This is a genomic window from Jeotgalibaca sp. MA1X17-3 (genome assembly GCF_021513155.1).
Classification (GTDB): Bacteria; Bacillota; Bacilli; order Lactobacillales; family Aerococcaceae; genus Jeotgalibaca.
Genome location: NZ_CP090983.1, coordinates 2,240,247 through 2,265,626, shown reverse-complemented (window position 1 = coordinate 2,265,626; position 25,380 = coordinate 2,240,247). Strand labels below are relative to the sequence as shown.

21 protein-coding genes and 1 pseudogene are annotated in these 25,380 nt (G+C 37.0%); 21 read left to right on the top strand and 1 reads right to left on the bottom strand.

The features are described from left to right. Positions 1 to 6: 6 nt before the first annotated feature. From groL to LZ578_RS11220, 7 genes and pseudogenes are all read left to right on the top strand, one after another. Positions 7 to 1,625, top strand: a pseudogene (gene groL, locus LZ578_RS11250) (chaperonin GroEL). 175 nt (positions 1,626 to 1,800) lie between these two features. Then, positions 1,801 to 3,195: a sugar transferase gene (locus tag LZ578_RS11245; RefSeq protein ID WP_235145262.1), complete on the top strand. Its 1,395-nt coding sequence runs from the start codon at positions 1,801 to 1,803 to the stop codon at positions 3,193 to 3,195. A 191-nt stretch (positions 3,196 to 3,386) separates the two neighbouring features. Next, the gene (locus LZ578_RS11240) at positions 3,387 to 4,859 is read left to right on the top strand and encodes a nicotinate phosphoribosyltransferase (RefSeq protein ID WP_235145261.1); all 1,473 of its coding nucleotides are present in this window, start codon (positions 3,387 to 3,389) and stop codon (positions 4,857 to 4,859) included. 36 nt (positions 4,860 to 4,895) lie between these two features. Continuing rightward, positions 4,896 to 5,732 carry an ammonia-dependent NAD(+) synthetase gene (nadE, locus tag LZ578_RS11235; protein WP_235145260.1) on the top strand — a complete coding sequence of 279 codons (837 nt, stop codon included), beginning with the start codon at positions 4,896 to 4,898 and terminating at the stop codon, positions 5,730 to 5,732. Positions 5,733 to 5,980: 248 nt separating this feature from the next. Further along, positions 5,981 to 6,562, top strand: coding sequence for a hypothetical protein (locus LZ578_RS11230; protein ID WP_235145259.1), 582 nt, complete (start codon positions 5,981 to 5,983; stop codon positions 6,560 to 6,562). An 8-nt stretch (positions 6,563 to 6,570) separates the two neighbouring features. Further along, positions 6,571 to 7,647: an LTA synthase family protein gene (locus LZ578_RS11225; protein ID WP_235145258.1), complete on the top strand. Its 1,077-nt coding sequence runs from the start codon at positions 6,571 to 6,573 to the stop codon at positions 7,645 to 7,647. Positions 7,648 to 7,700: 53 nt separating this feature from the next. Beyond that, positions 7,701 to 8,714: a glycosyltransferase family 4 protein gene (locus LZ578_RS11220; protein WP_235145257.1), complete on the top strand. Its 1,014-nt coding sequence runs from the start codon at positions 7,701 to 7,703 to the stop codon at positions 8,712 to 8,714. Between the two features lie 144 nt (positions 8,715 to 8,858). On the opposite strand, the gene LZ578_RS11215 is transcribed toward LZ578_RS11220, so the two are convergent. Next, complete coding sequence (locus LZ578_RS11215; RefSeq protein WP_235145256.1) at positions 8,859 to 9,530, bottom strand: YigZ family protein; 672 nt, start codon at positions 9,528 to 9,530, stop codon at positions 8,859 to 8,861. Between the two features lie 185 nt (positions 9,531 to 9,715). Here LZ578_RS11215 and LZ578_RS11210 point away from each other — a divergent pair, with 185 nt between their 5' ends. The 14 genes from LZ578_RS11210 to pnpS all read left to right on the top strand — a co-directional run bounded on the left by LZ578_RS11210 (position 9,716) and on the right by pnpS (position 25,183). Next, positions 9,716 to 9,928 (top strand): Mur ligase domain-containing protein, encoded by a 213-nt coding sequence (locus tag LZ578_RS11210; protein ID WP_235145255.1) that lies wholly within the window; start codon positions 9,716 to 9,718, stop codon positions 9,926 to 9,928. Between the two features lie 8 nt (positions 9,929 to 9,936). Continuing rightward, the gene (locus LZ578_RS11205; protein ID WP_235145254.1) at positions 9,937 to 11,214 is read left to right on the top strand and encodes a UDP-N-acetylmuramoyl-L-alanyl-D-glutamate--2,6-diaminopimelate ligase; all 1,278 of its coding nucleotides are present in this window, start codon (positions 9,937 to 9,939) and stop codon (positions 11,212 to 11,214) included. A 30-nt stretch (positions 11,215 to 11,244) separates the two neighbouring features. Then, positions 11,245 to 12,114 carry a DegV family protein gene (locus LZ578_RS11200; RefSeq protein ID WP_235145253.1) on the top strand — a complete coding sequence of 290 codons (870 nt, stop codon included), beginning with the start codon at positions 11,245 to 11,247 and terminating at the stop codon, positions 12,112 to 12,114. Positions 12,115 to 12,245: 131 nt separating this feature from the next. Next, positions 12,246 to 12,629: a hypothetical protein gene (locus tag LZ578_RS11195; RefSeq protein ID WP_235145252.1), complete on the top strand. Its 384-nt coding sequence runs from the start codon at positions 12,246 to 12,248 to the stop codon at positions 12,627 to 12,629. Between the two features lie 32 nt (positions 12,630 to 12,661). Then, complete coding sequence (locus LZ578_RS11190; protein WP_235145251.1) at positions 12,662 to 13,600, top strand: helicase-related protein; 939 nt, start codon at positions 12,662 to 12,664, stop codon at positions 13,598 to 13,600. Next, positions 13,593 to 14,279 carry a ComF family protein gene (locus tag LZ578_RS11185; RefSeq protein WP_235145250.1) on the top strand — a complete coding sequence of 229 codons (687 nt, stop codon included), beginning with the start codon at positions 13,593 to 13,595 and terminating at the stop codon, positions 14,277 to 14,279. The genes LZ578_RS11190 and LZ578_RS11185 overlap by 8 nt, the downstream gene beginning before the upstream one ends. Before the next feature lie 119 nt (positions 14,280 to 14,398). Further along, a complete protein-coding gene (gene hpf, locus LZ578_RS11180) occupies positions 14,399 to 14,953 on the top strand; it encodes a ribosome hibernation-promoting factor, HPF/YfiA family (protein ID WP_235145249.1) in 555 nt (184 codons plus the stop codon). 266 nt (positions 14,954 to 15,219) lie between these two features. Further along, positions 15,220 to 17,922 (top strand): preprotein translocase subunit SecA, encoded by a 2,703-nt coding sequence (gene secA / locus LZ578_RS11175; protein ID WP_396326682.1) that lies wholly within the window; start codon positions 15,220 to 15,222, stop codon positions 17,920 to 17,922. A 90-nt stretch (positions 17,923 to 18,012) separates the two neighbouring features. Next, positions 18,013 to 19,126, top strand: a protein-coding gene (prfB, locus tag LZ578_RS11170) for a peptide chain release factor 2 (RefSeq protein ID WP_235145248.1) whose coding sequence is annotated in 2 segments (ribosomal slippage) — positions 18,013 to 18,084 and positions 18,086 to 19,126 — 1,113 coding nt in all. Because the reading frame shifts where the segments join, the coding sequence is not laid out codon by codon here. Between the two features lie 348 nt (positions 19,127 to 19,474). Continuing rightward, entirely contained in the window at positions 19,475 to 20,161 is a 687-nt protein-coding gene (gene ftsE / locus LZ578_RS11165) for a cell division ATP-binding protein FtsE (RefSeq protein ID WP_235145247.1), read from the top strand. Continuing rightward, positions 20,151 to 21,038 (top strand): permease-like cell division protein FtsX, encoded by an 888-nt coding sequence (ftsX, locus tag LZ578_RS11160; RefSeq protein WP_235145246.1) that lies wholly within the window; start codon positions 20,151 to 20,153, stop codon positions 21,036 to 21,038. Before ftsE ends, ftsX begins: the two co-directional genes overlap by 11 nt. Before the next feature lie 150 nt (positions 21,039 to 21,188). Next, the gene (locus LZ578_RS11155) at positions 21,189 to 22,475 is read left to right on the top strand and encodes an IS3 family transposase (protein WP_235144695.1); all 1,287 of its coding nucleotides are present in this window, start codon (positions 21,189 to 21,191) and stop codon (positions 22,473 to 22,475) included. A gap of 219 nt (positions 22,476 to 22,694) precedes the next feature. Continuing rightward, positions 22,695 to 23,432 (top strand): response regulator transcription factor, encoded by a 738-nt coding sequence (locus tag LZ578_RS11150; protein ID WP_235145245.1) that lies wholly within the window; start codon positions 22,695 to 22,697, stop codon positions 23,430 to 23,432. Next, positions 23,429 to 25,183 (top strand): two-component system histidine kinase PnpS, encoded by a 1,755-nt coding sequence (gene pnpS / locus LZ578_RS11145; RefSeq protein WP_235145244.1) that lies wholly within the window; start codon positions 23,429 to 23,431, stop codon positions 25,181 to 25,183. Before LZ578_RS11150 ends, pnpS begins: the two co-directional genes overlap by 4 nt. Positions 25,184 to 25,380 lie beyond the last annotated feature (197 nt).

The window sequence follows — 25,380 nt, the reverse complement described above, 5'->3', positions numbered from 1 at the left end:
AACAAAATGGCAAAAGACATTAAATTTTCTGAAGACGCACGTGCAGCTTTGCTTCGCGGTGTGGATATATTAGCAAATACAGTTAAAGTTACTTTAGGACCAAAAGGCCGAAATGTAGTATTAGAAAAAGCATACGGTTCTCCACTGATTACGAACGATGGCGTTACCATTGCTAAAGAAATTGAATTAGAAGATCATTTTGAAAATATGGGTGCTCAGTTAGTATCAGAAGTTGCTTCTAAAACCAATGATATCGCTGGTGACGGAACAACAACAGCTACTGTATTAACTCAAGCGATTGTTCGTGAAGGTTTGAAAAACGTTACAGCAGGAGCAAACCCAGTTGAATTCGTCGTGGAATTGAACTAGCTACGAGAGCTGCGGTTGCTGGATTAGCAGAGATTTCTCAAACGGTTGATTCTAAAGAATCGATATCACAAGTTGCAGCCGTTTCTTCTGGTTCTGAAGAAGTTGGAAAATTGATTGCGGAAGCAATGGAAAAAGTTGGCAACGATGGTGTTATTACCATTGAAGAATCTAAAGGAATTGAAACAGAACTAGACGTAGTGGAAGGAATGCAATTTGATCGCGGATACCTTTCCCAATACATGGTTACAGATAATGATAAAATGGAAGCTGATTTAGAAAGTCCATACATTTTGATTACCGATCGTAAGATTTCTAATATTCAAGATGTACTACCATTATTAGAACAAATCTTAAAACAAAGTCGTCCACTACTAATTATTGCGGATGATATCGATGGAGAAGCTCTACCTACATTGGTTCTAAACAAATTACGTGGAACCTTCAATGTAGCAGCTGTAAAAGCTCCTGGATTTGGAGATCGTCGTAAAGAAATGCTTCAAGATATCGCAGTATTGACAGGCGGTACCGTGATTGCAGAAGATTTAGGATTAGAATTAAAAGATGCCACTTTAGAACACTTAGGAAATGCTAGCAAAGTTGTAGTAACAAAAGACAATACGACTATTGTTGAAGGAGCTGGCGAGAAAGAAACCATTGCACAACGCGTTGCGATGATTCGTTCTCAAGCTGCAGATACAACATCTGACTTTGATCGTGAAAAATTACAAGAACGTCTTGCAAAATTATCCGGTGGTGTTGGTGTTATTAAAGTCGGCGCAGCTACTGAAACAGAACTAAAAGAACGTAAATTGCGTATCGAAGATGCATTGAATGCAACTCGTGCAGCAGTTGAAGAAGGAATTGTCTCTGGTGGGGGTACAGCACTTATCAATGTACAACATCTAGTGGAGAAATTAGAATTGACAGGCGATGAAGCAACCGGTGCACGTATTGTTGCCCGTGCTTTGGAAGAGCCAATTCGTCAAATCGCAGAAAACGCTGGAAAAGAAGGTTCTGTGATTGCTTCTCAAGTGAAAGTAATGGAACATGGAATGGGCTATAACGCAGCTACAGATGAGTGGGTAAACATGATCGAAGCGGGAATTGTTGATCCTGCTAAAGTAGTTCGCTCTGCTCTACAAAATGCCGCAAGTGTTGCTGGAATGATCCTTTCAACAGAAGGTGTCGTAGCAGATCATCCAACTTTAGAATCAAACATGCCTCCAATGGATCCAGGCATGGGCGGAATGATGTAAGAATCGAATTAAAAAAAGAATAATCTTCAAGAAACTCCCCTATCAAATGCAGAAAAACTCTGATTTGATAGGGGAGTTTTTCGTTTGGAAAGGCTCCACTTTCATTCGTCTGTCTTTGGTTGAAGTTTCGTGGTAAAATGTATAAAGTCTTTATGACTTTAAGGAGGGAAACAACGTGAATCAAAAAGAAGAATGGACAAAAGCACGCCGGGTTTTGATTACCATCATTGACTTGCTGCTATTTATTGGATCATTATTTCTATCATTTAAACTAAAATTTGGCTCTGATATCCCATATATCAACTTTCAATCGTTTCAAGGTAGTATTTTGTATGTCTCTATTGGATTTATCATTGTGAATATTCTCTTTGGAACCTACATTTTATACAATAAATCAATTAGTGATTTTTTGTTTATTACGATTATTAGTCAATTTGTAATTTCATTATTTATTATGACTCTTACATTTGCGGGAAGATGGCTTACCTTTCCTCGATCGGTCATCCTCATTAACTTTTTTGTAGGGTGTATCATCCTGTTTGCATGGAGAGCCATCGTGTTCAAAACCTACCAACATTTAAGTGGAAGTAAACGAGTGATGATTGTTGGAATGGAAAAAGAAGTATTTGCGGCAGTCGATAATTTTTCGAATACTAAAAGCATTCGTCATCTCGTAACTCACGTAGTGCTATCTGATTACTACGAAAATGTCCGTGAAAATCTTCATGATATTGATATTGTCTACTTAGCAAGTCAGATTGAAGAATCTGAAAAACTACGTATTTATGGATTACTCATGCAAGAAGATAAAAAATTCTTTTTAAATACTAGTTTTGAAAATTTAGTGATGGTTAATCCAAATATGATGAACATCGAAGACGAAAGTATTATTGAAGTGGCTGCATTCCGAATTCCACAAGAAGATGGAGCAATCAAGCGTCTTTTGGATATTGCAATAGCTCTTTTACTAATCGTAGTAACGTCACCGATTATGTTGGTTGCGGCTATTCTTGTAAAAAGAAGTTCAGAAGGTCCGGTTTTATATCGTCAAATACGAATTACTAGAGAAGGACGAGAATTTGAGATTCTCAAGTTCCGTAGTATGGGTGTGACGGCGGAAGCTGAATCGGGTCCAGTCCTTGCTAGTAGTAATGATATGCGAGTAACCCCAGTCGGTAAATACTTGCGAGCACTACGTATTGATGAACTCCCTCAACTATTTAATGTGCTAAAAGGGGATATGTCCATGGTAGGGCCACGTCCGGAGCGTCCTTACTTTGTGGATCAATTTAAACAAATGAACCCACATTATTATTTACGACATAATGTACGTGCAGGAATTACGGGCTATGCACAAGTCTATGGAAAGTATGCTTCTGATTTTAATAGTAAATTGAATTTTGACTTAATTTATATCAAAAAATACTCGTTGATTTTGGATATGAAAATCCTTCTTCAAACCGTGAAGATTTTATTTGATAAAGTGAGTTCGCAAGGGGTAGATGAAATGGAACACACCGTTCATTCTGAATCTGAGATTGCTGCTCGAGGAATTAAAGTCATTTATTAAATGGTTCAACGAAGAGGCTGGGACAAAAGTTCCAGCCTTTTCCTATATCTAAACGCCTTTTCTTCCGCTTTCTTTTCATATAAATAAGGACTTAAATGAAAAAAAGGAAAAATAAAACGATTTACGTTATAATAAGTGAAAATGAATCCTGTAATAAAAAATAATATTCTGATATTGAAGGAGTGCTTATCTTGGAAGAAACCTACAAAGACGATGGTCGCGCACTACATACTGACCTCTACCAAATTAATATGATGAAAACGTACTGGGATGAAGGAATAACGGAAAAAAGATCTGTTTTCGAATTGTATTTCCGTAACTATCCATTTAAAAATGGGTATGCTGTTTTTGCTGGTCTAGAACGTTTAGTAAAATATGTTGAAGAATTACAATTCACTGAAAGTGATATTGACTTCTTGCGTGATTCCCAAGAGTATCCAGAAGAATTTTTGACGTATCTAAAAAACTTACGTTTTACTGGAACCATTCGTTCTGCATTAGAAGGAGATTTGGTATTTGCGAATGAGCCAATCGTTCAAGTAGAGGGGCCATTAGCAGAATGCCAACTAATTGAAACGGCACTTTTAAATATTGTGAACTTCCAAACGTTGATTGCTACGAAAGCGGCACGCTTAAAATATGTAGCAGAAGATGATATTTTGATGGAATTTGGGTCTCGTCGGGCACAAGAAATGGATGCAGCTTTATGGGGAGCGCGTTCTGCGTATGTAGGTGGTTTTGATGCTACTTCTAATACCCGCGCTGGTAAACTATTTGGTATTCCCATTGCAGGTACCCATGCTCATTCTTTAGTACAAGTTTATCGTAATGACTATGATGCATTTAGTGCCTATGCACGTAGCCATAAAAACTGCGTGTTCTTAGTGGATACCTATGACACTCTTCGTTCAGGTGTACCGAATGCAATCCGTGTAGCGAAAGAAATGGGAGATAAAATCAACTTTGCTGGCGTTCGTATTGACAGTGGAGATATGGCTTATCTTTCTAAAAAAGTAAGACAGCAATTAGATGAAGCAGGTTTCCCAAATGCTAAAATTTATGCGTCGAATGATCTTGATGAAATGACCATCTTAAACTTGAAAATGCAAGGAGCAAAGATTGACGTGTGGGGTGTGGGAACTAAACTGATCACTGCCTTTGATCAGCCCGCTCTTGGAGCTGTTTACAAACTAGTTAGCATTGAAGATCATAAAGGAGAGATGGTAGATACTCTCAAGATTTCTAGTAATGCAGAAAAAGTTTCAACTCCTGGTCGCAAGCAAGTATGGAGAATCACTCGGAAGCGAGATGGTAAATCTGAAGGAGATTATATTGCTCTATGGCAAGAGGAACCGGACAAAGAAAAAGAATTGTTCATGTTCCATCCTATTTACACGTATATAAATAAAACTATTACTGATTTTGATGCGCGTCCCATCCTACAAGATATCATTGTAGAGGGGAAAAGAGTCTATGAATTACCTTCTTTAGAAGAAGTGAGAGCCTACGCAACCGAGCAACTGCATGATTTGTGGGATGAATATAAACGTATCTTGAATCCAGAAGATTATCCAGTTGATTTGTCACAAGAGACGTATGATCATAAAATGAGAACCATCAAACGATTGAAAGAGGAAGTTCGAAAAAATGGTGAGCCTCTTTAAATCATAGAATAAACAAATCTAAAGGAGGAATAGACGGTGCGGCCTTTACAAAAGAAAATTATTGAAGAATTAAAAGTGAAAGATACTATTGATCCCCAACAAGAAATTAGGAAGAGTATTGATTTTATGAAGGATTACATGAAGGCACATCCTTTCTTGAAAACACTCGTACTAGGAATTAGTGGTGGACAAGACTCCACCCTTACAGGGAAGTTAGCTCAGATGGCAATTACTGAATTACGTCAAGAAACAAAAAAGATGTATCAATTCATCGCTGTTGAACTTCCATATGGAAAACAAGCTGATAAATCTGACGTTCTGGATGCATTGGCATTTATCGAACCAGACAAAACCCTTCTTGTAAATATAAAACCAGCTACAGATGAATTAGTTTCTGCTTTAACGCAAACGGATTTATCTATATCTGATTTTAATAAAGGGAATATCAAGGCGCGTCAACGAATGGTTGTTCAATATGCGATTGCTGGAGAACAAGCAGGGGTGGTAATTGGAACGGACCACGCAGGTGAATCCGTTACTGGCTTTTTCACAAAATATGGTGATGGAGCAGCAGATATTATACCAATTTGGCGCTTAAATAAACGGCAAGGGAAAGCGATGTTGGAAGTGCTAAATTGTCCACCTCACTTGTATAATAAAGTTCCTACAGCCGATTTAGAAGAAAACCGTCCGTCTCTTCCGGATGAAGAAGCTCTAGGGGTTTCTTATGCATCGATTGATGATTATCTAGAAGGGAAAGAAGTTTCCGAAAAAGATGCAACAACGATTGAAGGATGGTTTTTGCGTACGAAACATAAGCGTCATTTACCCATTAACGTGTATGATGATTTCTGGCGAACTGAAAATGAGTAGAGAAGTAATGTAGAACGGGGGAGATCGTACTGAAAAAAATGGATTCTTATTTTAAAAGATTAAAAAAAGCCCGCCTCAATAATTGTAAAATTTCTGTTTTTTTTCTGCAACTCCTTCGTTTAATTTTGGTCGTATTTATATCGCAATTGCTTTTACAGTGGTTTCAAAATCAGCTGAATTTTAATCTGGTCGCTAATTTTGTATTGGATTGGCATACCGAAAAGTTTCTCATTAGTTGGGGTATCTTGATGATTCCGGCGATCTGGTTGTGGGCACTCACGGGTAATATTCGTGTTACAAATACAATTTACCTCGTAGCGACGATGATTGTAGGGTATATTACTTTTGAGAAAATGAATCAACGAGGAGAACCGTTTTATCCATCTGATTTTCGGATGGCAACGGATTTACCATTCTTAATGGATATGATTTCCCCTCTGATGCTTGTTATAATTTTCTCTAGTATAGCTTTTGGTATTTTTGCTTTCGCTCTAGCATTTAAACGTAAGAAAAAAACGTTGAGTCCCTTGAATTGGAAATGGCGAACGAATCTATTTTTATTGATGAGTTTATTAATGGGGTATGTTGTTCAATTTCAAGCAGAAGGAAATATTTTAAAAAAGGCGTATGACCGCACTGCTTATTGGATTCCGTACAGTCAACAGATGAACTACTATAACAATGGATTTGTAGCTGGCTTTTTATATAACTTTTCATCTTCACCCATGCAACTGCCGGAAGGATTTAGCGAAGAAGGCATGGATGTCTTGATAGAGAAGTACCAAAAAAAGCAGATGAAATCAACCAATCCCGAGAAAAAGATCAAGTAGAAGCCAATGTGATTTACATTATGAATGAGAGTTTTTCTGATCCGTTTGATCTTATGGAAATGAATAAAAATTGGGATCCGATTCCTTTTACAAGGATGCTAGGAGAAACAAGTAAAAGTGGGAAAATGTTGTCGCAAGGATATGGCGGCGGAACAGCAAATATTGAATTCGAGGCTTTAACAGGCCTTTCAATGGAACCTTTTTCACCTACGATTACCACTCCGTTCACTCAGTTTTTACCAAAAGAATCAGACTTTATATCTGTGGTATCGCGTTTAAAAAAGGATGGCCATGTGGCGACCGCGATTCATCCCTTTGATACCTCTATGTATAAGCGACGGGATAACTATGCTAACTTAGGATTTGATGACTTCTATTATAATGATACGATGAAATATACTGATAAAATAGAAAATAACCCTTATATTTCAGATGAATCTGCTTATCAAGAAGTTCTTTATCGAATGGAAAAAACAGAAGGGTATGACTTTGTCCATCTCGTTACGATGCAAGGCCACACACCGTACGATGGTAAATATACCACCACTCCTTCTATGGAACAGACTGGTTTCAGTAAAGAAGGACCTAATCAATATTTACAAGACTTAGTTTATAGCGATCAGGCAATGGAAGATTTCACACAGCAACTAAAAAAAATAGAAGAACCAACTGTAGTCGTTTTTTGGGGGGACCATTGGCCTAATGTGTTTGGAGAATCCGCTCTTCTTAATAATGGAGAAGAAGTGCTTCACCATACACCTGTTCTGATTTTTAGTAATCAATCTTCTCGGTCTGAAAATCTGGAAAAGATTAGTCCAATTTATTTCTTTAATGAAGTATTGTCGTTAACCAATGCGAAAGTAACACCTTTTGAAGCATTCCTTTTGGAACTAAAAGAAGAAATTCCAGCTTTTGAAAAAGGAATGTATTATGAAAAAGAAAAAGGGCAATATGTTCAATCAAGAGAAGAATTAAATAAAGAAGCACAAGATATTCTCGAAGAGTACGATTGGATTATGTATGATCGTACAGTCGGGGATAAAGATAGTGTTCAAAAAGGTTTTTTTGATGTGAATATGAAGTAGCCCAGATGAGAGCAGGACAAAAGTCCCAGCTTTAGAAAGAAAGGGGTGAAGCGATGAGTTTTTTTATTGAGTTTATGTTTGCATTTGCAGCTGTTATTGCACTAAGCTATTTGCTGACATTTTTCTATCGGAAAATCGCGTTACGATATCAATGGGTAGATGTTCCAAGTACTAAAAAACTTCATAAGCAACCCCTGCCAACAATGGGTGGAATTAGTATTTTTATCGCTTTTTGGTTGATCTTTTTTCTTTTCATTCCAAAGGGAAATCAAATTGCAGATGTGTATGCAGTGCTTGTTAGTTCCGCTATTATTTTAATAACGGGAATTGTGGATGACCGATATGAACTGAAGCCATGGCAAAAAATGAGTGGCATTCTACTAGGAGCAAATGTTCTCTATTTCTTTTCTAACATTCGAGTAGACAGCTTAACGATTGATTGGATTGGAACCATTCACTTTCATGAATTTAGTTATCTAGTAATGATGCTTTGGATTGCTGCCATTACGAATGCTGTTAATTTAATGGATGGGCTAGATGGTCTTGCCACAGGAACATCGATTATCTCTTTAGTAACGATAGGGCTAGTCAGCTATTTCTTTACAAACTCGGCAAATATTAGCAGTGTCATCATGATTTTTTTATTAGTAGGAAGTCTGATTGGATTCTTACCACATAATTTCTATCCAGCAAAAATATTTTTAGGCGATACGGGTTCACTTTTTATAGGCTTTATGATTGCTGCTTTATCTTTCAATGGACTAAAGCATGCTACTTTTATTTCTTTATTAATTCCAGTAGCAATTTTAGGTGTTCCGATTATAGATACGATTGCAGCAATCATTCGACGCTTATTACATAAAAAAGCAATTAGCAAAAAGGACTGGGGGCATCTGCACCATCGTTTATTACGAATAGGTTTTAGCCATAAACAAACGGTTTTGGTTATTTATGCAATGGGAATTATATTCTCGTTGACGGCTCTTCTTTACCCACTGTCCTCTTTTTTTAGGGGTAGTTATTTTGACGGTGGGGTTAATTTTTGGAATGACTTTATTTGTAGTTAGTTTTAATTTGTTAGACCGAGGAGATACACCTATTAGACGTTTTCTTTATCACTTATTTTATAAAGAAGATGATGAAGAATCAGATGGAAAAGACTAAAAGAATACAATAAAAAATGAGAAATGGTATCGTACCATTTCTCATTTTTATTCGTCTAAATCATCCCACTCATCTTTTTCTTCCATGGTAATAGGGAGTTCTCGATATTGATTTTCTTCTAAATGGAATGTTACATTCCCACTCATCAAGTCAACCACTTTATCTTGAAAGGACTCCACTTCATCAATGGGAACACTAGTAGTGAAGGTAACCGTATCGGTGTATTGGGTATCTAGCAACTCATATTCCGTTTGATGAAGATGGTTTTCAAGTAGACCTGATGAAGAATATCCTACCGTACTAGAAACAGGGGTTTGTAACGAGCAACGGATGATTCCTACTCCACGTAAAGCAGTAGAAACAGACTTGCTATAAGCACGGATAAGGCCTCCTGCACCTAATTTGATTCCACCAAAATAACGGGTTACAATAGCAACTACGTAATGGAGATGGTTCTTTTTTAAAACTTCTAACATGGGAACTCCAGCTGTCCCAGAAGGCTCGCCATCATCGTGGGCACGTTGGATTTCGTCTTGATCTCCAATTAGATAAGCTACACAATTATGATTTGCTTTCCAATGCTCCTTTTTGATTTCACTAATGAACTCTTTAGCGTCCTCTTCATTTTCCACTCGTTTTAGAGAACAGATGAATCTAGATCCTCTTATTATAATTTCTTCTTGTCCATCTTTAGCGATCGTAAAGTAAGATTCCAGCATCCAATCCTCTCCTTTTCCTTTTTTACTTCTTCTATCATTCTAGCATAGTATCCATTCGAAAAGAAAAACATGAATGGGTTCTTTTATGAGAATTCTATAGCAACCGTGCATTTTTTTTGAAATTTATTGTATAATGATGGGTGGAACCTAAAATAAGTCAAAAGAGACTAAGATGAGGTGTAAAAGTGGAAGCAAAAGAATTATTTAATAGTATAAAAGTAAAGAATATAAAGGGCACTTTACCAGACCTTAGCATAAATAAAATAACGCAAGATACTCGTGAAGTAGAAACTGGAGATGTCTTTCTTTGTATCGAAGGCAGTGACTTTGATGGGCATTTGTACGCAAAAGATGCTGTTGAAAAAGGAGCTACAGTTATTGTTGCTCAAAAAAAATAACAGACGATTTGGGAAATACACCGATTGTATATGTAAATGATACTCGTAAAATGATGGCAATTCTAGCCTCTTCTTTTTATAATCATCCTAGTGAAGACTTAACAGTCATTGGTGTCACGGGAACAAATGGAAAGACAACAGTTACCTATTTAATTGATGCAATTTGTAAAGCAGTTGATAAAAAGACTGGATTAGTAGGAACGATTGAAATGCATATTGATGATGAAATTCTTCCAACTATTAATACCACTCCTGATAATCTTACGATGCAACGAAGCATGCGGAAGATGGTTGAGAAGGGTGTAGAAGTTTGCTCCATGGAAGTTTCCTCTCACTCACTAGTACAGGGACGTACATGGGGAATTGATATGGATGTTGCTGTGATTACGAATTTGACCCATGAACATTTAGATTTCCATAAAACAATGGAAGAATATTCGCTTGCAAAAGAATTATTATTTACTCACTTAGGAAATAGTTGGAAAAATGGCAAAGGGAAAATAGCCGTTCTTAATAAAGATGATCAAACGTTTGAGCGGTACAGTCAGGTGACACCGGCAGAAGTGATTTCATACAGTTTAAAAGATGCAACGGCAGACTTTTTTGCTGAAAATATTACGTTTAATCAAAATGGAACACACTTTGATTTAATCGTAGCCGGAAAAGTTTACCCAGTTGAAATCAAATTAATTGGTGAATATAATGTTTCCAATGCACTAGCCGCATTGGCTGCTGCTTATGCAAGTGGGATTTCCTTAGAAGCAGCTTCAAAAGCAATTGGAGAGTTACAACTAGTAGAAGGCCGTTTAGAACCTGTTTCTAAAACAGATGGATATAGTGTTTATATTGATTATGCACATAGTCCAGATGGTTTAGAAAAAGTTTTGGACGCTTTACAGCCGATTACTTCAGGCAGAGTGATTAACGTAATGGGATGCCAAGGAAGTCGTGATATGGAAAAGAGACCAATCATGGGTAGAATTGCCAGTGACCATGCTGATTATGTTGTTTACACAACGGATAGCCCGGAAATGGAGCCACAGGAAGAAATCATAAAAATGGTTCTTTCTGACGTTCAGAAAGACAATTATACGTATATAGAAGATCGTAGAGAAGCGATTTTCCATGCTGTACAAATTGCAGAGCCAGGTGATAGTGTAGTGATTACAGGTCGTGGTCATGAAACTTTCTATAATGTGGGCAAAACGCCGGTTATGTTCCTCGATCGAGAAGTAGCAGAGGAAGCAATTGAACATCGGAATACTCTAGAGCAGAAAACCGACTAAAGGACGAAACTCACGAAGGGATTACAAAAAATGAAAATAGCGATTGTTACCGACAGTACTGCTTATATTCCAGAGCCGGTTCGCAGAGAAAAAAACATTTTCATGTTGCCACTTGTGGTGCAGTTAAATGGCGATATTTACCGGGAAGAAGTGGATATAACACCGGAAGAATTTTATCGAAAAGTAAAAGAAATGCCTAGTTTACCGACTAGTTCACAACCAGCAATTGGAGAGATTTATCAGCTCTTCAAAACATTGTCAAAAGATTACGATGCAATTATTAGTATCCACCTTTCTTCAGGGATTAGTGGTACGTTCCAAAGTGTGCTTTCTTTTCAAGATGAATTTCCTACTTGTAAAATATATGCATTTGATTCAGAAAGTAGCTGTTATGTACAAGCAAGATATGTTTTGGAGGCATCCAGATTATCAGAAAAAGGTTTGGATGCAGAAAGAATTATGGAACGTTTAGATCAACTCAAGTCACGCTCTCAAGCCTATTTTATTGTAGATGACTTACGAAATCTTCAAAAAGGTGGACGGTTATCAGGAGGAGCAGCAGTGGTTGGTTCGATGTTGAAAATAAAACCAATTTTGCATTTTTCTAACAAACACATTGTAGTCTTTGAAAAAATTCGTACTCAAAAGAAAGCTTTAAAACGAATTGAAGACATTTTAGGAGAGTCTGTTAAAGAAACTGATTATCCTTTGATTGCTACCGTCATTCATGCAAATGTCGAAGAGAAAGCTAGTGCTTGGATGAATGAATTAAAATCTCTTTTTCCAGAAGTCCGTTTTGAATTAGCTTATTTTGGTCCGGTTATCGGTACGCACCTAGGAGAAGGTGCACTAGGTTTGACCTGGACGGAAGATAGTGAAAGAAATCGTCTAGAGTCCTAAAATGATTTGAAAAAAACAGCTGAGAATATAATCTCAACTGTTTTTTACTATTTATTTTTATAACTTAAAAATATTTTTTCGTATCCTTTTCATCCTTTTGCGTATTTATGTATAAAGAAGAGGTGGACAGTATGGAAAGTGGAAAAGACGTTCTTTATGGGAGAGAAATTACTAGAAAAGAGTTGCAAGGAGAAGAGGAGACACTTGAAAAAGCATTTCAAAAGTCAGCCTTTCTAATAGAACAGAATGTATTTACTTGTAGAAGGTGTGGAACGAGCGATCCCAGACAACAGGTTCAATCCCCATGTTCTTGTGGGGAAACATGTTTCTACTGTGTAGCGTGTTTGAATATGGGAAAAGTGAAAAAATGTAGTATGTTATATTCGTTAGCTGAACCAAATGAGTTTCCTCTGTTTTCAAAAGACTGTTTACAATGGAAGGGTGTTCTTTCTTTAGAACAAGCACGAGCTTCGCATGATATTGTCACTACCGTCCTTGAAAAAAAGCTCGTTTAATCTGGGCAGTAGCCGGTTCTGGAAAAACAGAGATGATTTTTCAAGGAATAGCCGAAACGTTAGTTAGAAAAGGACGAGTATGTATTGCTTCGCCAAGAATTGATGTTTGTCTGGAATTAGCACCCAGGATTCAAGCAGCTTTTCCAGAAATCCCTCAGATCCTTTTATATGGCGATTCTCCGGACTCATATCGGTATACTCCACTTGTTATCGCAACTACACATCAACTACTACGTTTTCGGGAAGCATTTGATTTGTTGATTATTGATGAAGTCGATTCGTTTCCGTATCATAATGACGCCATGCTTCATTTTGGTGCAGAGAAGTCTCGAAAAAAGGATGGTGCTCTTTTGTATTTAACTGCCACTCCTCCCAGGAAGCTTCTAGATCAAGTGAAGGATCACTCTTTGTTAGCTACTATTTTACCTGCCCGTTATCATGGATATCCCTTACCAGAAGCAACGTGTATCTGGCTAGGAGATTGGCGTCAAGATATTTTGATGAAACGAAAACGAGCTAAATTTTTAAAAATAATAGAAAAAGAATTCTCTCTAAACAGACGTTTTTTACTGTTTTTACCTCATATTGGTCTAATGAAATCCTTAGAAGAATGGCTTCATATTGTTTATCCTCATAAGAAATTTACAAGTGTATCCGCACAAGACGCTAGTCGGGTAGAAAAAGTCAAACAGATGCGAAATGAAGAATTTGATTTTTTAATGACGACGACCATTTTGGAACGTGGGGTTACTTTTCGAGATATTGATGTATTTGTTTTAGGAGCAGAAGATTCTGTCTTTACGGAAGCCTCGCTTGTACAAATTGCTGGAAGAGCCGGTAGGCATAAAGATTTTCCAACTGGGAACGTTTGGTATGGTCATTTTGGATATACAAAAGCGATGAAAAAAGCTGTCCAACAAATTAAATATATGAATCAAGAAGCTAGGAAGAGGGGGCTTTTGGATGCATAAGTGTCTCCTTTGTCAAATTCCACTGACAAATAGTTTAACGATAAAGGAACTTTTTTCATTTCAACGACAACAAGTGCCAGTTGTTTGTTCAAAGTGCTTAGGAACTTTTATCCGAATTAAAAAAGAGAAAAGTTGTCTGGGGTGTTCGCGCCCTCAAAAAGACCAAGAATACTGTCCAGATTGTTTGAAATGGCAAAAATGGTATCCAGAATTGAAAATAGAGCACACTGCTTTTTTTGAATATGAAGAATCGTTCAAAAATTGGTTGCATCGGTATAAATTTCAAGGAGATATTCGTCTATCTCAAATATTTATATCAGAAATCCAACAAGTGTTTCGTCAAAATCGAGATGCTTGTATAGTTCCCTTACCAATTTCTCTAACAAGTAAGGAAGAACGTGGTTTCAATCAGTGTGAAGAAGTTCTTCGTGCAGCAAAAGTTCCTTACGTTCATTTATTAGAAAATATATATACGGGTGAAAAGCAATCCGAAAAAGATCGTCAGGAACGTCTTCATATGAGGCAACCTTTCCAGATTCGGCCGAATTGTCTTTTATTGGATCAGAAAATTATTTTGTTTGATGATGTCTACACAACGGGTCGTACGATCCTTCATGCCAAGCAATTACTAGCTTCAGTTGGGTACAAAGAAGTCAGTTCTTTTACATTAGGAAGATAAAGATCAGGAATCAATTGTAAAAGTACCGCGCTTACATTATAATGTAGTTAAAGATCCCTCATGAGTGGTCCATGAGGAATTCTTTTCTGATAGTGAATCAGACGAAAGGAGAGATTGCTATGTTTAAGTACAATGTCCGCGGAGAAAATATTGAGGTTACTGGAGCAATTCGAGATTATGCTGAAAAAAAATTAAGTAAAATTGAACGTTTTTTCAATAATGTTCCCGAAGCAACTGCTCACGTAAACTTAAAGGTTTACTCTGATAAAACAGCAAAAGTTGAGGTAACAATTCCTCTTCCTTATCTAGTCTTGAGGGCTGAAGAAACATCCTTTGACCTTTATGGAAGTATTGATCTTGTAGTAGATAAATTAGAACGTCAAGTTCGTAAATACAAAACTAAAATTAACCGTAAATCACGTGAAAAAGGTTTTGAGATGACGACTGATATATCTGCTTTAGAAGAACAAGTAGATGAAAATAATGGTCACTTGGAAATCGTGAGAACGAAACGTCTTTCCCTTAAACCAATGGATAGTGAAGAAGCAGTGTTGCAAATGAACATGCTTGGACACAACTTCTTTATTTTCGAAGATTCAGAAACGAATGGAACAAGTATTGTGTACCGTCGTAAAGATGGTAAATTTGGACTTATCGAAACAGATAATCTATAAAAATCCGATTGTTCCATTTATGAATGAATTAAAAATAAGAAAACCAGTTACATTCACTTTTAGGAATGTAACTGGTTTATTTTTTAATCTCTTCTTTTAATACGCGGAAAAGAGTACTAAAACAGTTGAATTAGTGGTAAAATAAGTAAAGTGCGTGAATTGTATATCTTTCATGTTATCTGAAAAATAAACGATTAAAAAGAAGAAGAATATGTATCCAAAAAAATGAATTGAAATAATGATTCAAAGTATAAAGGAGATTTAGAATGGCCAACTTTTTGAAACGGATTTTTGAAAACGATAAAGCAGAATTGAAAGCATTAGAGAAGATAGCTGATGTCATCATAACGTATGCAGATACCATGGCAGCGCTAGATGATGCAGAATTAATTGCAAAAACAGATGAATTTAAAGAACGCTATCAAAAAGGGGAAACACTAGACCAGTTATTACCAGAAGCATTTGCAGTCGTACGTGAAGCATCTAAACGAGTACTAGGTCTTTATCCTTATAAAGTTCAGTTAATGGGTGGAATTACCCTCCATAAAGGAAATATAGCAGAAATGAAAACCGGTGAAGGGAAGACAGTAACAGCAACAATGCCTGTTTATTTGAACGCATTAGCGGGAGAAGGAGTTCATGTTGTTACGGTTAACGAATACCTAGCCAGTCGTGATGCGGTTGAGATGGGAGAGTTATATCGTTTTCTTGGTATGAGTGTTGGATTGAATATTTCTGGGAAGTCATCAGAAGAAAAACGCGAAGCCTATTTGTCTGATATTACCTATACGACAAATAATGAATTAGGATTTGATTACTTACGCGATAATATGGTTGTGTACCGGAATCAAATGGTTCAACGTCCACTTAACTTTGCAGTAGTCGATGAAGTGGACTCCATTCTAGTCGATGAAGCTCGTACACCATTAATTATTTCTGGACAAGCAGAAAAATCAACCGCTTTATATAATCGTGCGGACTTCTTTGTAAAAGGTTTGAAAGAAGAGGACGATTATACGATTGACGTTACTTCTAAATCAATCGGGTTAACGGATCAAGGGATTGAAAAAGCTGAAAAAACGTTCCACTTAGGAAACTTATATGATGTTGATAATACTCGCTTGGTACACCACATCGATCAAGCCTTACGTGCGAATTTTATCATGTTACACGATATTGATTATGTTGTGACAGAAGGAAAAATAAAAATCGTTGATCAATTTACCGGTCGTATTATGGAAGGTCGTCGCTATTCAGATGGACTTCACCAAGCAATTGAAGCAAAAGAAAATGTTGAAATTGAAAATGAATCCCGTACCATGGCATCTATTACTTTCCAGAACTATTTCCGTATGTATAAGAAATTATCTGGGATGACGGGTACTGCTAAAACAGAAGAAGAAGAGTTCCGTGAAATTTACAATATGGATGTAATCGCCATTCCAACGAATAAACCGATTGTGCGAAAAGACTATTCAGATTTATTGTATCCTTCTTTGATGAGTAAATTTAGAGCAGTTGTGAAAGATATTGAGAAACGTCATCAGAATGGTCAACCTATTTTAGTAGGTACGGTTGCAATTGAGACATCAGAACTTCTATCACGTCTATTGACCGAAGCAGGAGTTCCTCATGAAATCCTAAATGCGAAAAACCACTTTAAAGAAGCAGATATTATCATTAATGCTGGACAAAAAGGTTCTGTAACCATTGCTACTAACATGGCTGGTCGGGGAACAGATATTAAATTAGGACAAGGCGTAAAAGAAGTAGGCGGACTATGTGTAATTGGAACAGAACGACATGAATCTCGTCGTATTGACAACCAGTTGCGTGGACGTTCTGGACGCCAAGGAGACCCAGGTGAAACACAATTTTACCTATCTTTAGAAGATGATCTTATGAAACGTTTTGGTTCGGAACGTATCCAGCAAGTATGGAGTAAATTGAATCTAGATGAAGACGCAGAAGATATGGTCATTCAAAGTAAAATGCTTTCTAAACAAGTAGAATCTGCACAAAAACGAGTAGAAGGAAATAACTATGATACTCGTAAAAACGTGTTAGAATACGATGAAGTAATGCGTGAACAACGTGAGATTATGTATGGTCAACGTTTAGAAGTAATTATGGAAACAGAGTCTTTGAAAACAGTGACGATAAACATGATTAAGCGTACGATTAATCGCATGGTTGAAACACATACACAAGGTGAAAAAACAGAGTGGGATTTGAAAGCCATTTATGATTTTGCTGCAAACGTGTTGGTTCATCCAGACAGTATTAAGGAATCAGATTTAGAAAATAAATCAGCTGAAGAAATTAAAGATGATTTAATCCAACGTGCAGAAGCTATTTACAAAGAAAAAGAAGGACAATTAAGACCAGAACAAATTTTAGAATTTGAAAAAGTAGTTATTTTACGAATTGTAGATAGAAAATGGACGGATCATATCAGTAACATGGATGAGCTTCGTGAGGGAATTGGTCTGCGCTCGTATGCACAAAACAATCCGTTGACAGAGTACCAAGCGGAAGGCTATAAACGTTTCCAAGAAATGGTTGCATCCATCGATTATGAAGTGTCACGTATTATTATGAAATCTGAAGTACGTCAGAATCTAAATCGAGAATCTTTAGGTACTGAATCAAACATTCGTCCAAGCCGTGAAAGCGAAGCAGGATCTGTGGATCGTGCAGAGCAAGTGAAAAAAGCGCAATTCGCAGCGATGCAAATGCGTCAAATGATGATGGCTCAACAGGCAGCAAATGCTGCAAAAGGACAACCAGTAGGACCAACTACGCCCGTTACACCAAATCCTGGAGCAACGGTAGAAGAAGTAAGCCCAGTATTAAGTGACGAAGAAGAACAAACAAAAAAGATTGCTGATATGAAAGTGGGACGCAATGATGCATGTCCTTGCGGAAGCGGCAAGAAGTTTAAGAATTGTCACGGAAAAAATATATAAAATAGACCGGTTTCCCCTTGCTTATGGAAAGGGGAAACTTTCTCTTTTATAATGAGGAATAATGATATACCAGTAACAGGGGGAATTATGATGGAATTAAGTGAAGTGAAATCTTTTTTAGAGGAATCGCGAGAAAAAATAAATAGCTTTGGGAGGTCTCTTTGACTTAGAGGCTCTAGAAGCAAATATCGCAGAACATGAAGATCGTATGCAGGATCCTTCTTTTTGGGAAGATTCAAATGCGGCACAAGAAATCATTAATGAAGCAAACCAACTAAAAACAGTCTATGAAACCTTCCAAAAACTAGCAGAAATGCAAGATGATTTAGAAGTTACCTATGAATTGACAAAGGAAGAACCAGATGCTGGTTTTGAAGAGGATCTTTTTGAACAGACGGAAGAATACCGAGAAACATTGGAAGCCTATGAACTGACGATGCTTTTGGATGGACCACATGACCAAAATAATGCAATCTTGGAAATTCATTCTGGTGCAGGTGGAACGGAGTCTCAAGATTGGGCAAGCATGCTGTTCCGAATGTATACACGTTGGGCGGAACAAAAAGGATTTACTGTAGAAACGTTAGATTATCAAGCTGGAGATGAAGCCGGAATCAAAAGTGTCACTATTTTGATAAAAGGTCTAAATGCTTACGGGTATCTGCATGCCGAACGTGGTGTGCATCGTTTGGTACGTATTTCACCATTTGATTCTGCAGGAAGAAGACATACTTCATTTTGTTCTATTGATGTAATGCCTGAATTTTCGGCAGACAATGCAGATATTGAAGTAGATGCAGATGATATTCGAGTAGATACGTATCGTGCAAGTGGTGCGGGTGGACAGCACGTTAATAAAACGTCTTCTGCCATTCGAATTACCCATATTCCTACTGGGATTGCCGTTCAGAGTCAAGCACAACGTTCACAATTTCAAAATAGAGATACCGCAATGGGAATGTTGAAGGCGAAACTCTTCCAATTACAAGAAGAGGAAAGAGAAAAAGAATTGGCTGCCATTCGGGGAGAACAAAAGGAAATTGGCTGGGGTTCTCAAATTAGATCCTACGTCTTCCATCCCTACTCGATGGTAAAAGATCACCGTACGAACCATGAAACCGGAAATGTACAAGCAGTTATGGATGGCGACTTAGATGGTTTTATTGATGCCTACCTCAAAAAGAATATCGATATAGTAGATTAATTTTAAAGGAGACTGATTCCACCGATTTTTGGTGATTTCAGTCTTTTTTTGAATGTGTGTTAGAGTGAAGGAGAGGAAAGGATATTTTGGTAAGTGATTTGGTAAGTGGTTTGCCGTTTATATTACAGACTGAAATGTAAATGTAAAGAAACTAATACAGACAATTTTTTTTTCCATGCTATAATGTATAAGCAATCTGGCAAACACATATAAGTAAATCGTCTTCTCCTCAAACGTGTGTATAGTTTGGGGTTTTTTTTCAAAATTTTAGACTGTCCTGATTGAATGATAAAAACGGCCTGAGAATGAAGTCGACATATGCGAAAATAAAAAAAGATGGGTGATTACATGATTGAGATGAAAAATGTCTCGAAGAAATATCCAAATGGTATAACTGCTGTGAACAATTTAAGTGTTAAGATTGAGCAAGGTGAGTTCGTTTATATAGTAGGTCCAAGTGGAGCAGGAAAATCAACCTTTATTAAATTAATGTATCGAGAAGTAAAACCAACAAGTGGTACGGTAAATATTGGGAAATTTGATTTAGCGAAGATGAAAGAACGAGAGGTTCCTTTATTACGTCGTTTTGTAGGAGTTGTATTCCAAGATTTTAAATTACTTCCTAGACTAACCGTTTTTGAAAATATTGCTTATGCAATGGAAGTTGTAGAAAAAAGTCCTAGTCAAATAGATAAACGAGTAACTGAAGTTTTAGAGTTAGTAAACTTGAAACATAAAGCTCGTATGTTCCCGAACGAACTATCTGGAGGAGAACAACAACGAATTGCAATTGCACGTGCGATTGTCAATATGCCTGGTATTCTGATTGCAGATGAGCCAACCGGGAACTTAGACCCAGATACATCCATGGATATTATGCGTATTTTGGAAGAAATTAATGGGCAAGGCACGACCATTCTAATGGCGACTCATAATAGCCAAATTGTTAATGATATCAAGCATCGTGTATTGGCTGTTGAAAACGGTCAGATCGTGCGGGACCAACAGGAAGGGGATTACGGATATGAAGCCTAGAACAATTGGAAGACATATTCGTGATGCTTTCAAAAGCCTTTTACGAAATGGTTGGATGACGGTAGCGGCCATTAGTGCTGTAGGGATGACCTTAATGCTTGTTGGCTCGTTTGTAGCGATTCTTTTTAACGTAAATAAAATAGCTAGTGATGTCGAAAACGATGTAAGTGTTCGTGTATATGTCGATTTGGCTGCTGAACAAGATGATAAAGATGATTTAAAAGAAAAATTAGAGAAAATTTCCAATGTTGAATCGATTACCTATTCAACTCGTGATGAAGAATTAACAAAATTAATCGGAAGTTACGGAGAAGAATTTGATTTATTCGGCGATGACAATAACCCTTTATATGACGTTTTTATTCTTAGTACCGAAGTTCCTGAGCAAACTGGAAAAGTAGCAGAGGAAGCTGGAAACAATGATTATGTTGCTAAGGTAGAGTATGGTGGTGCTACAGCTGAGAAGTTATTTGATACCATCGCAACTCTTCGAACGGTCGGAATTGTCATTATAGTTGGCCTTTTACTAATTGCAGTCTTCTTGATTTCTAATACGATCCGGATAACTATTATCTCTCGTAGTACTGAAATTGAAATTATGCGTTTAGTTGGGGCGAAAAATAGTTATATCCGTTGGCCTTTCTTAATTGAAGGATCTGTGATCGGATTTGTAGGTGGATTGATTCCAACGGTTGTTCTGTTCTTCTTGTATCGCTTCTTGTTTGACTTAGGAGCAAAATACTTGTTAGGATCAAACTTTGCCTTGTTATCAGCTAATCCATTCATATACTATTTGGGATTAGGAATGATTGGAATGGGTGTCGTACTTGGTTCAATCGGATCTGTTTTCTCCATGTCACGTTTCTTGAAAGTATAATAAAATCGATTAAAAGAGCTACTTTGTGCGTAAATGAATCCCTACCCGAAAACTAGACACTCAAAAAAAGAGTGTTCTCGTTTTCGGGTTATTTTTTATCTGTTTTTTCGTTATACTCTAATGGAACAGTTTGGAATCGGAGGTCACCACATGAGCAAAAAAATATATACGGAACAAGAAATTGAAATACTGGAGAGAAATCTAAATATAAAAAGTGTTTCTTCTAAAAGTATTACCTACTCATCAGCATTCAAAATCAAAGCCATAGAACAAAGTAAAACGGGCATGACCTCAACGGTCATTTTTGAAGAGGCGGGGCTTCCAGCATCGCTAATCGGGGAGGGAAAGGCTCATCAGTCGTTGGGACGTTGGAAGAAAAGCATGGCGAAGCAAGGTCAGGATGGCTTTCTTCAAGAGACGCGTGGTAAGGGGCCGGGGCCAATCGGGAGCCAAGGGGTATCCCTGGAAGATAAATTAGCAAAAGCTAACGCTCGCATCGCCTATCTTGAAGGAAACCTCACACTAGTAAAAAAATTAGAGCTTCACGAAAGGAGCGTGAAAAACGGGACAAAGGCCGTCCTAAAGACCAATGAGCGGTATACACTGATCAATCACATCATTCGTGAGTATCAACTCAAAAACATGGTGAAACATCTTTGCGAAATTGCCGAAGTCAGTCGGAGTGGATATTACTATTGGCTAAAAACTGAAGTAAATCGCATGGAGAAGTACGAAAACGATTGGGCTGACTACAAACTACTTTATCACGTATTTCTTGATAAGAAAAAATGCGGAATCGAAGAGATTAAAATGACTCTGGAAAATGAGTATAACCTGGTAATGAATCACAAGAAAATCCGGAGGATTCTACGCATGAACGGCATTATTTCTCCAATCAGAAAAGCAAAACCTTACCGAAAAATCATGAAAGCTACGCAGGAGCACAAAACCAAGAAAAACTTGGTGAATCGGCATTTTGACTGCGGAACTCCATATAAAGTGCTCCTGACAGATATCACCTATCTTCCATACGGGAACGGTCAAACAGCCTATCTTTCCGCTGTCAAAGACGGTGCAACGGGAGAAATCGTTGCCCATCACTTTTCTACAAGCTTGAAAATGGGGTTGGTATATCAGACGTTGGAAAAACTGCCCAAAGTGATCCAACAAGATATTCTAGAAACAGAACGATACTTTCACTCGGACCAAGGTGTCCATTATACACACCCAACCTTTCAGAAAAAGGTTGAAGAAATGGGCTTGACGCAGTCCATGTCCCGGAGGGGCAACTGCTGGGATAACGCTCCTATGGAATCCTTTTTTGGTCATATGAAGGATATCGTCCTATCTGAAAAACAAGAGACACTTCAGGACCTGTGGTATGCCGTAGAAGAATATATTGAATTTTACAATCATCGCCGCTACCAAAAAAATTAAAGAAGATGACCCCGATTGCTTATCGAGACCATCTTCTATGGGCAGTATGAACCTGTTTTTTTAGGTGTCTAGTTTAGAGGTAGGGATTCAAAATGAGGTAGCTCTTTTTTTATTTACAAATAGAAAGGCTGGCTTTTAAATGCATTCTTTCCCTTTTTATATTCAAATGATAGAATAGGGACAGAATAGAAGTCTAAATATTTTTCCAGGAGGAAACGAATGAAAAAAGTACTCGTTGTGGATGATGAAGAATCAATTTTAACCTTATTAACCTTTAACTTGAAAAAGGAAGGCTATGAGGTTACGAATACAATGGATGGAAAAGAAGGGTATGAATTAGCGCTTCAAAATGATTATGATTTTATTATTTTAGATTTAATGTTGCCTTCCATGAATGGAATGGATATTTGTCAAAGCTTACGACGAGAAAAAATTGATACACCCATTCTGATGCTCACAGCAAAAGATGATGAATTAGAAAAGATAATTGGGTTAGAGCTAGGTGCAGATGATTATATGACAAAGCCATTTAGCCCGAGAGAAGTTCTAGCACGGATGAAAGCTATTCTTCGAAGAATGAAACTTTCACAGGACAAGCACTCTGAAAGGGAGATAGAAGAAGACGGCAAGGATACACAATCCTTAGATAAAAAAATAGTAGCGGGAGACTTGCTTATTTTTCCTGATCGTTACGAAGTTTATTTGAAGCAAAGTAAATTAGAACTAACCCCTAAAGAATTTGAATTACTAGTATATATGATCAAGCGTACGAATCGAATCTTGAGTCGAGAACAATTATTAAATGCCATTTGGAACTTTGACTATGCAGGTGAGACAAGAATTGTTGATGTTCATATTAGCCATTTACGAGAGAAATTAGAAGAAGATACTAAAAACCCTAGATATATTAAAACGGTAAGAGGATTTGGCTATAAATTTGAGGTTTCAAAAGAATGAAGCAACTACAGTTTCGGATGTTTGGAATATTTTTCTCGATTTTTGTGGTATTTACAATCGTATTTGGTGTCTTTTTAGATCGAGTCTTGGAAGAGTATACACGTGATAACCAGTTGTCTTTTCTAACAGAAAGTGCAAATGTTTTAGCGGAATCTCTCCATTCCCCAGCTTCTAATAAAAGTACGATTACAAATTATTTAGAAAATATGGAACAACATATAGATGATCGGATTACCTATGTTGAGTTAGACGGGAATGTAATCTATGATTCACAACGTGATCCCGAAGACCTAGAAAATCATTTCTTACGAGAAGAAATAGTCGAAGTGATGGCAGGTGCCCCTTCAGGTAGCTCCATTCGAATAAGTGACAGTACTCAACAAGAGTTGTATTACGTAGCCGTTCCCGTAGTTGGAGAAAATAATGAATTGATAGCCATTGTTCGATTATCTCGTCCTTTAAGTGAAATTGGAATTAGCAATCAAATTGTCCAATCTCTTTATTATTTTATTTTTATTGCAATTTTGGCGTCCTTTGTTTTGACGTACTTGTTAACTCGAAAAGTTGCCAAACCGATTGAAGATGTTATGGATGTTGCTCATGAACTTTCTAACCAGAACTATCAAGCACGATACAGTAGAAAGGGTTCAGGGGACCTTCAGGAACTTGGGAATACAATGAATGACCTAGCAGAAAATTTGGAGAATCAAACGCAAGAGCTTATTCAAAATGATGAGAGATTAAGAAAGCTCATTAATCATTTAGTTATTGGGGTCATGCTTTTAAATGAACAGAAAGAAGTAACAATGGTAAACGAAGCGATGGAGAAAATTCTTCATCTTCCAAAAGAAAAAATAGTAGGGAAAACGTATTTAGAAGCAATTAGTAGTTATGGAATGAGTCATCTAATTGAAAGAGTATATCAAACTAAAAAATCTGAAAATGATGAAATTTATTTTTATCATCCACAAGAGCAAGTTGTCGATGCTAATATTGTTCCAATTGTATCGCGAACGCCAGACGAGACGGACTTAATCGTACTTTTATATGATATCACTGAAATTCGACGATTAGAAAAGGTGCGATCGGACTTTGTTGCAAACGTTTCTCATGAATTACGAACACCTATTACTGCTTTAAAAGGATTTTCGGAAACTTTGTTAGATGGTGCGATGGAAGATAAAGAAACGTTAGAACAATTTCTAGGTATTATTTTAAAAGAAAGCTTTCGTTTAGAATTACTTGTCAATGATATTCTAGAACTTTCTCGGTTAGAACAACGCCAAGTTCCAATGAATCTGGAGCCTGTAAATCTTTCTAATTTGGTAAGAGAGACTCTTGCATTGATACAGCAGCCCGCAAAAGAAAAGAAAATGAATGTGCAGTTTGATGGTGAAGAAGTACTTGTAGTAGCAGATCCCAATCGTATCAAACAGATTTTATCAAATTTAATTAATAATGCTTTAGTTTATACACCAGAAGAAGGAACGATCCAAATTTTTGTTGATCGAAAAGGAAAGCAAGCAGTCCTTACGATTACAGATAATGGCATTGGGATTTCAGAAGAAGAAATCAATCGAGTCTTTGAAAGGTTCTATCGAATTGATAAAGGACGCAGTAGAAATTCTGGTGGAACTGGACTAGGATTATCGATCGTGAAATATTTGATAGAAAATATGAATGGCAGTATTACTGTAAAAAGTAAGTTAGGGTTAGGAACGACATTTACAGTAAAAATCCCCCTAGCTTAAAAAAACAACCTTTTATTGAATAGAGAAAGAGGCTGAATCCGTTAAAATGGATTCAGCCTTTTTTTGATAAAGAAAACACATTTACGAAACCTTTACAAAAACGTTAAGATGCGACGACAACCTTTACAAAAAGGATATCTAGAATTAACAATCAAACGATATAGTTAAACAAGAGAACAACGTAAGTATGTTCTATA

Bases quoted from the DNA above. Each gene is read 5' to 3' on its own strand.
- LZ578_RS11150 (WP_235145245.1), top strand. From the start codon at position 22,695: ATGAAAAAAGTACTCGTTGTGGATGATGAAGAATCAATTTTAACCTTA.
- pnpS (WP_235145244.1), top strand. From the start codon at position 23,429: ATGAAGCAACTACAGTTTCGGATGTTTGGAATATTTTTCTCGATTTTT.
- ftsX (WP_235145246.1), top strand. From the start codon at position 20,151: ATGAAGCCTAGAACAATTGGAAGACATATTCGTGATGCTTTCAAAAGC.
- ftsE (WP_235145247.1), top strand. From the start codon at position 19,475: ATGATTGAGATGAAAAATGTCTCGAAGAAATATCCAAATGGTATAACT.
- LZ578_RS11190 (WP_235145251.1), top strand. From the start codon at position 12,662: ATGATTTTTCAAGGAATAGCCGAAACGTTAGTTAGAAAAGGACGAGTA.
- LZ578_RS11200 (WP_235145253.1), top strand. From the start codon at position 11,245: ATGAAAATAGCGATTGTTACCGACAGTACTGCTTATATTCCAGAGCCG.
- LZ578_RS11220 (WP_235145257.1), top strand. From the start codon at position 7,701: ATGAGTTTTTTTATTGAGTTTATGTTTGCATTTGCAGCTGTTATTGCA.
- LZ578_RS11215 (WP_235145256.1), bottom strand. From the start codon at position 9,530: ATGCTGGAATCTTACTTTACGATCGCTAAAGATGGACAAGAAGAAATT.
- LZ578_RS11185 (WP_235145250.1), top strand. From the start codon at position 13,593: ATGCATAAGTGTCTCCTTTGTCAAATTCCACTGACAAATAGTTTAACG.
- LZ578_RS11155 (WP_235144695.1), top strand. From the start codon at position 21,189: ATGAGCAAAAAAATATATACGGAACAAGAAATTGAAATACTGGAGAGA.
- hpf (WP_235145249.1), top strand. From the start codon at position 14,399: ATGTTTAAGTACAATGTCCGCGGAGAAAATATTGAGGTTACTGGAGCA.
- LZ578_RS11195 (WP_235145252.1), top strand. From the start codon at position 12,246: ATGGAAAGTGGAAAAGACGTTCTTTATGGGAGAGAAATTACTAGAAAA.
- LZ578_RS11230 (WP_235145259.1), top strand. From the start codon at position 5,981: ATGATTCCGGCGATCTGGTTGTGGGCACTCACGGGTAATATTCGTGTT.
- secA (WP_396326682.1), top strand. From the start codon at position 15,220: ATGGCCAACTTTTTGAAACGGATTTTTGAAAACGATAAAGCAGAATTG.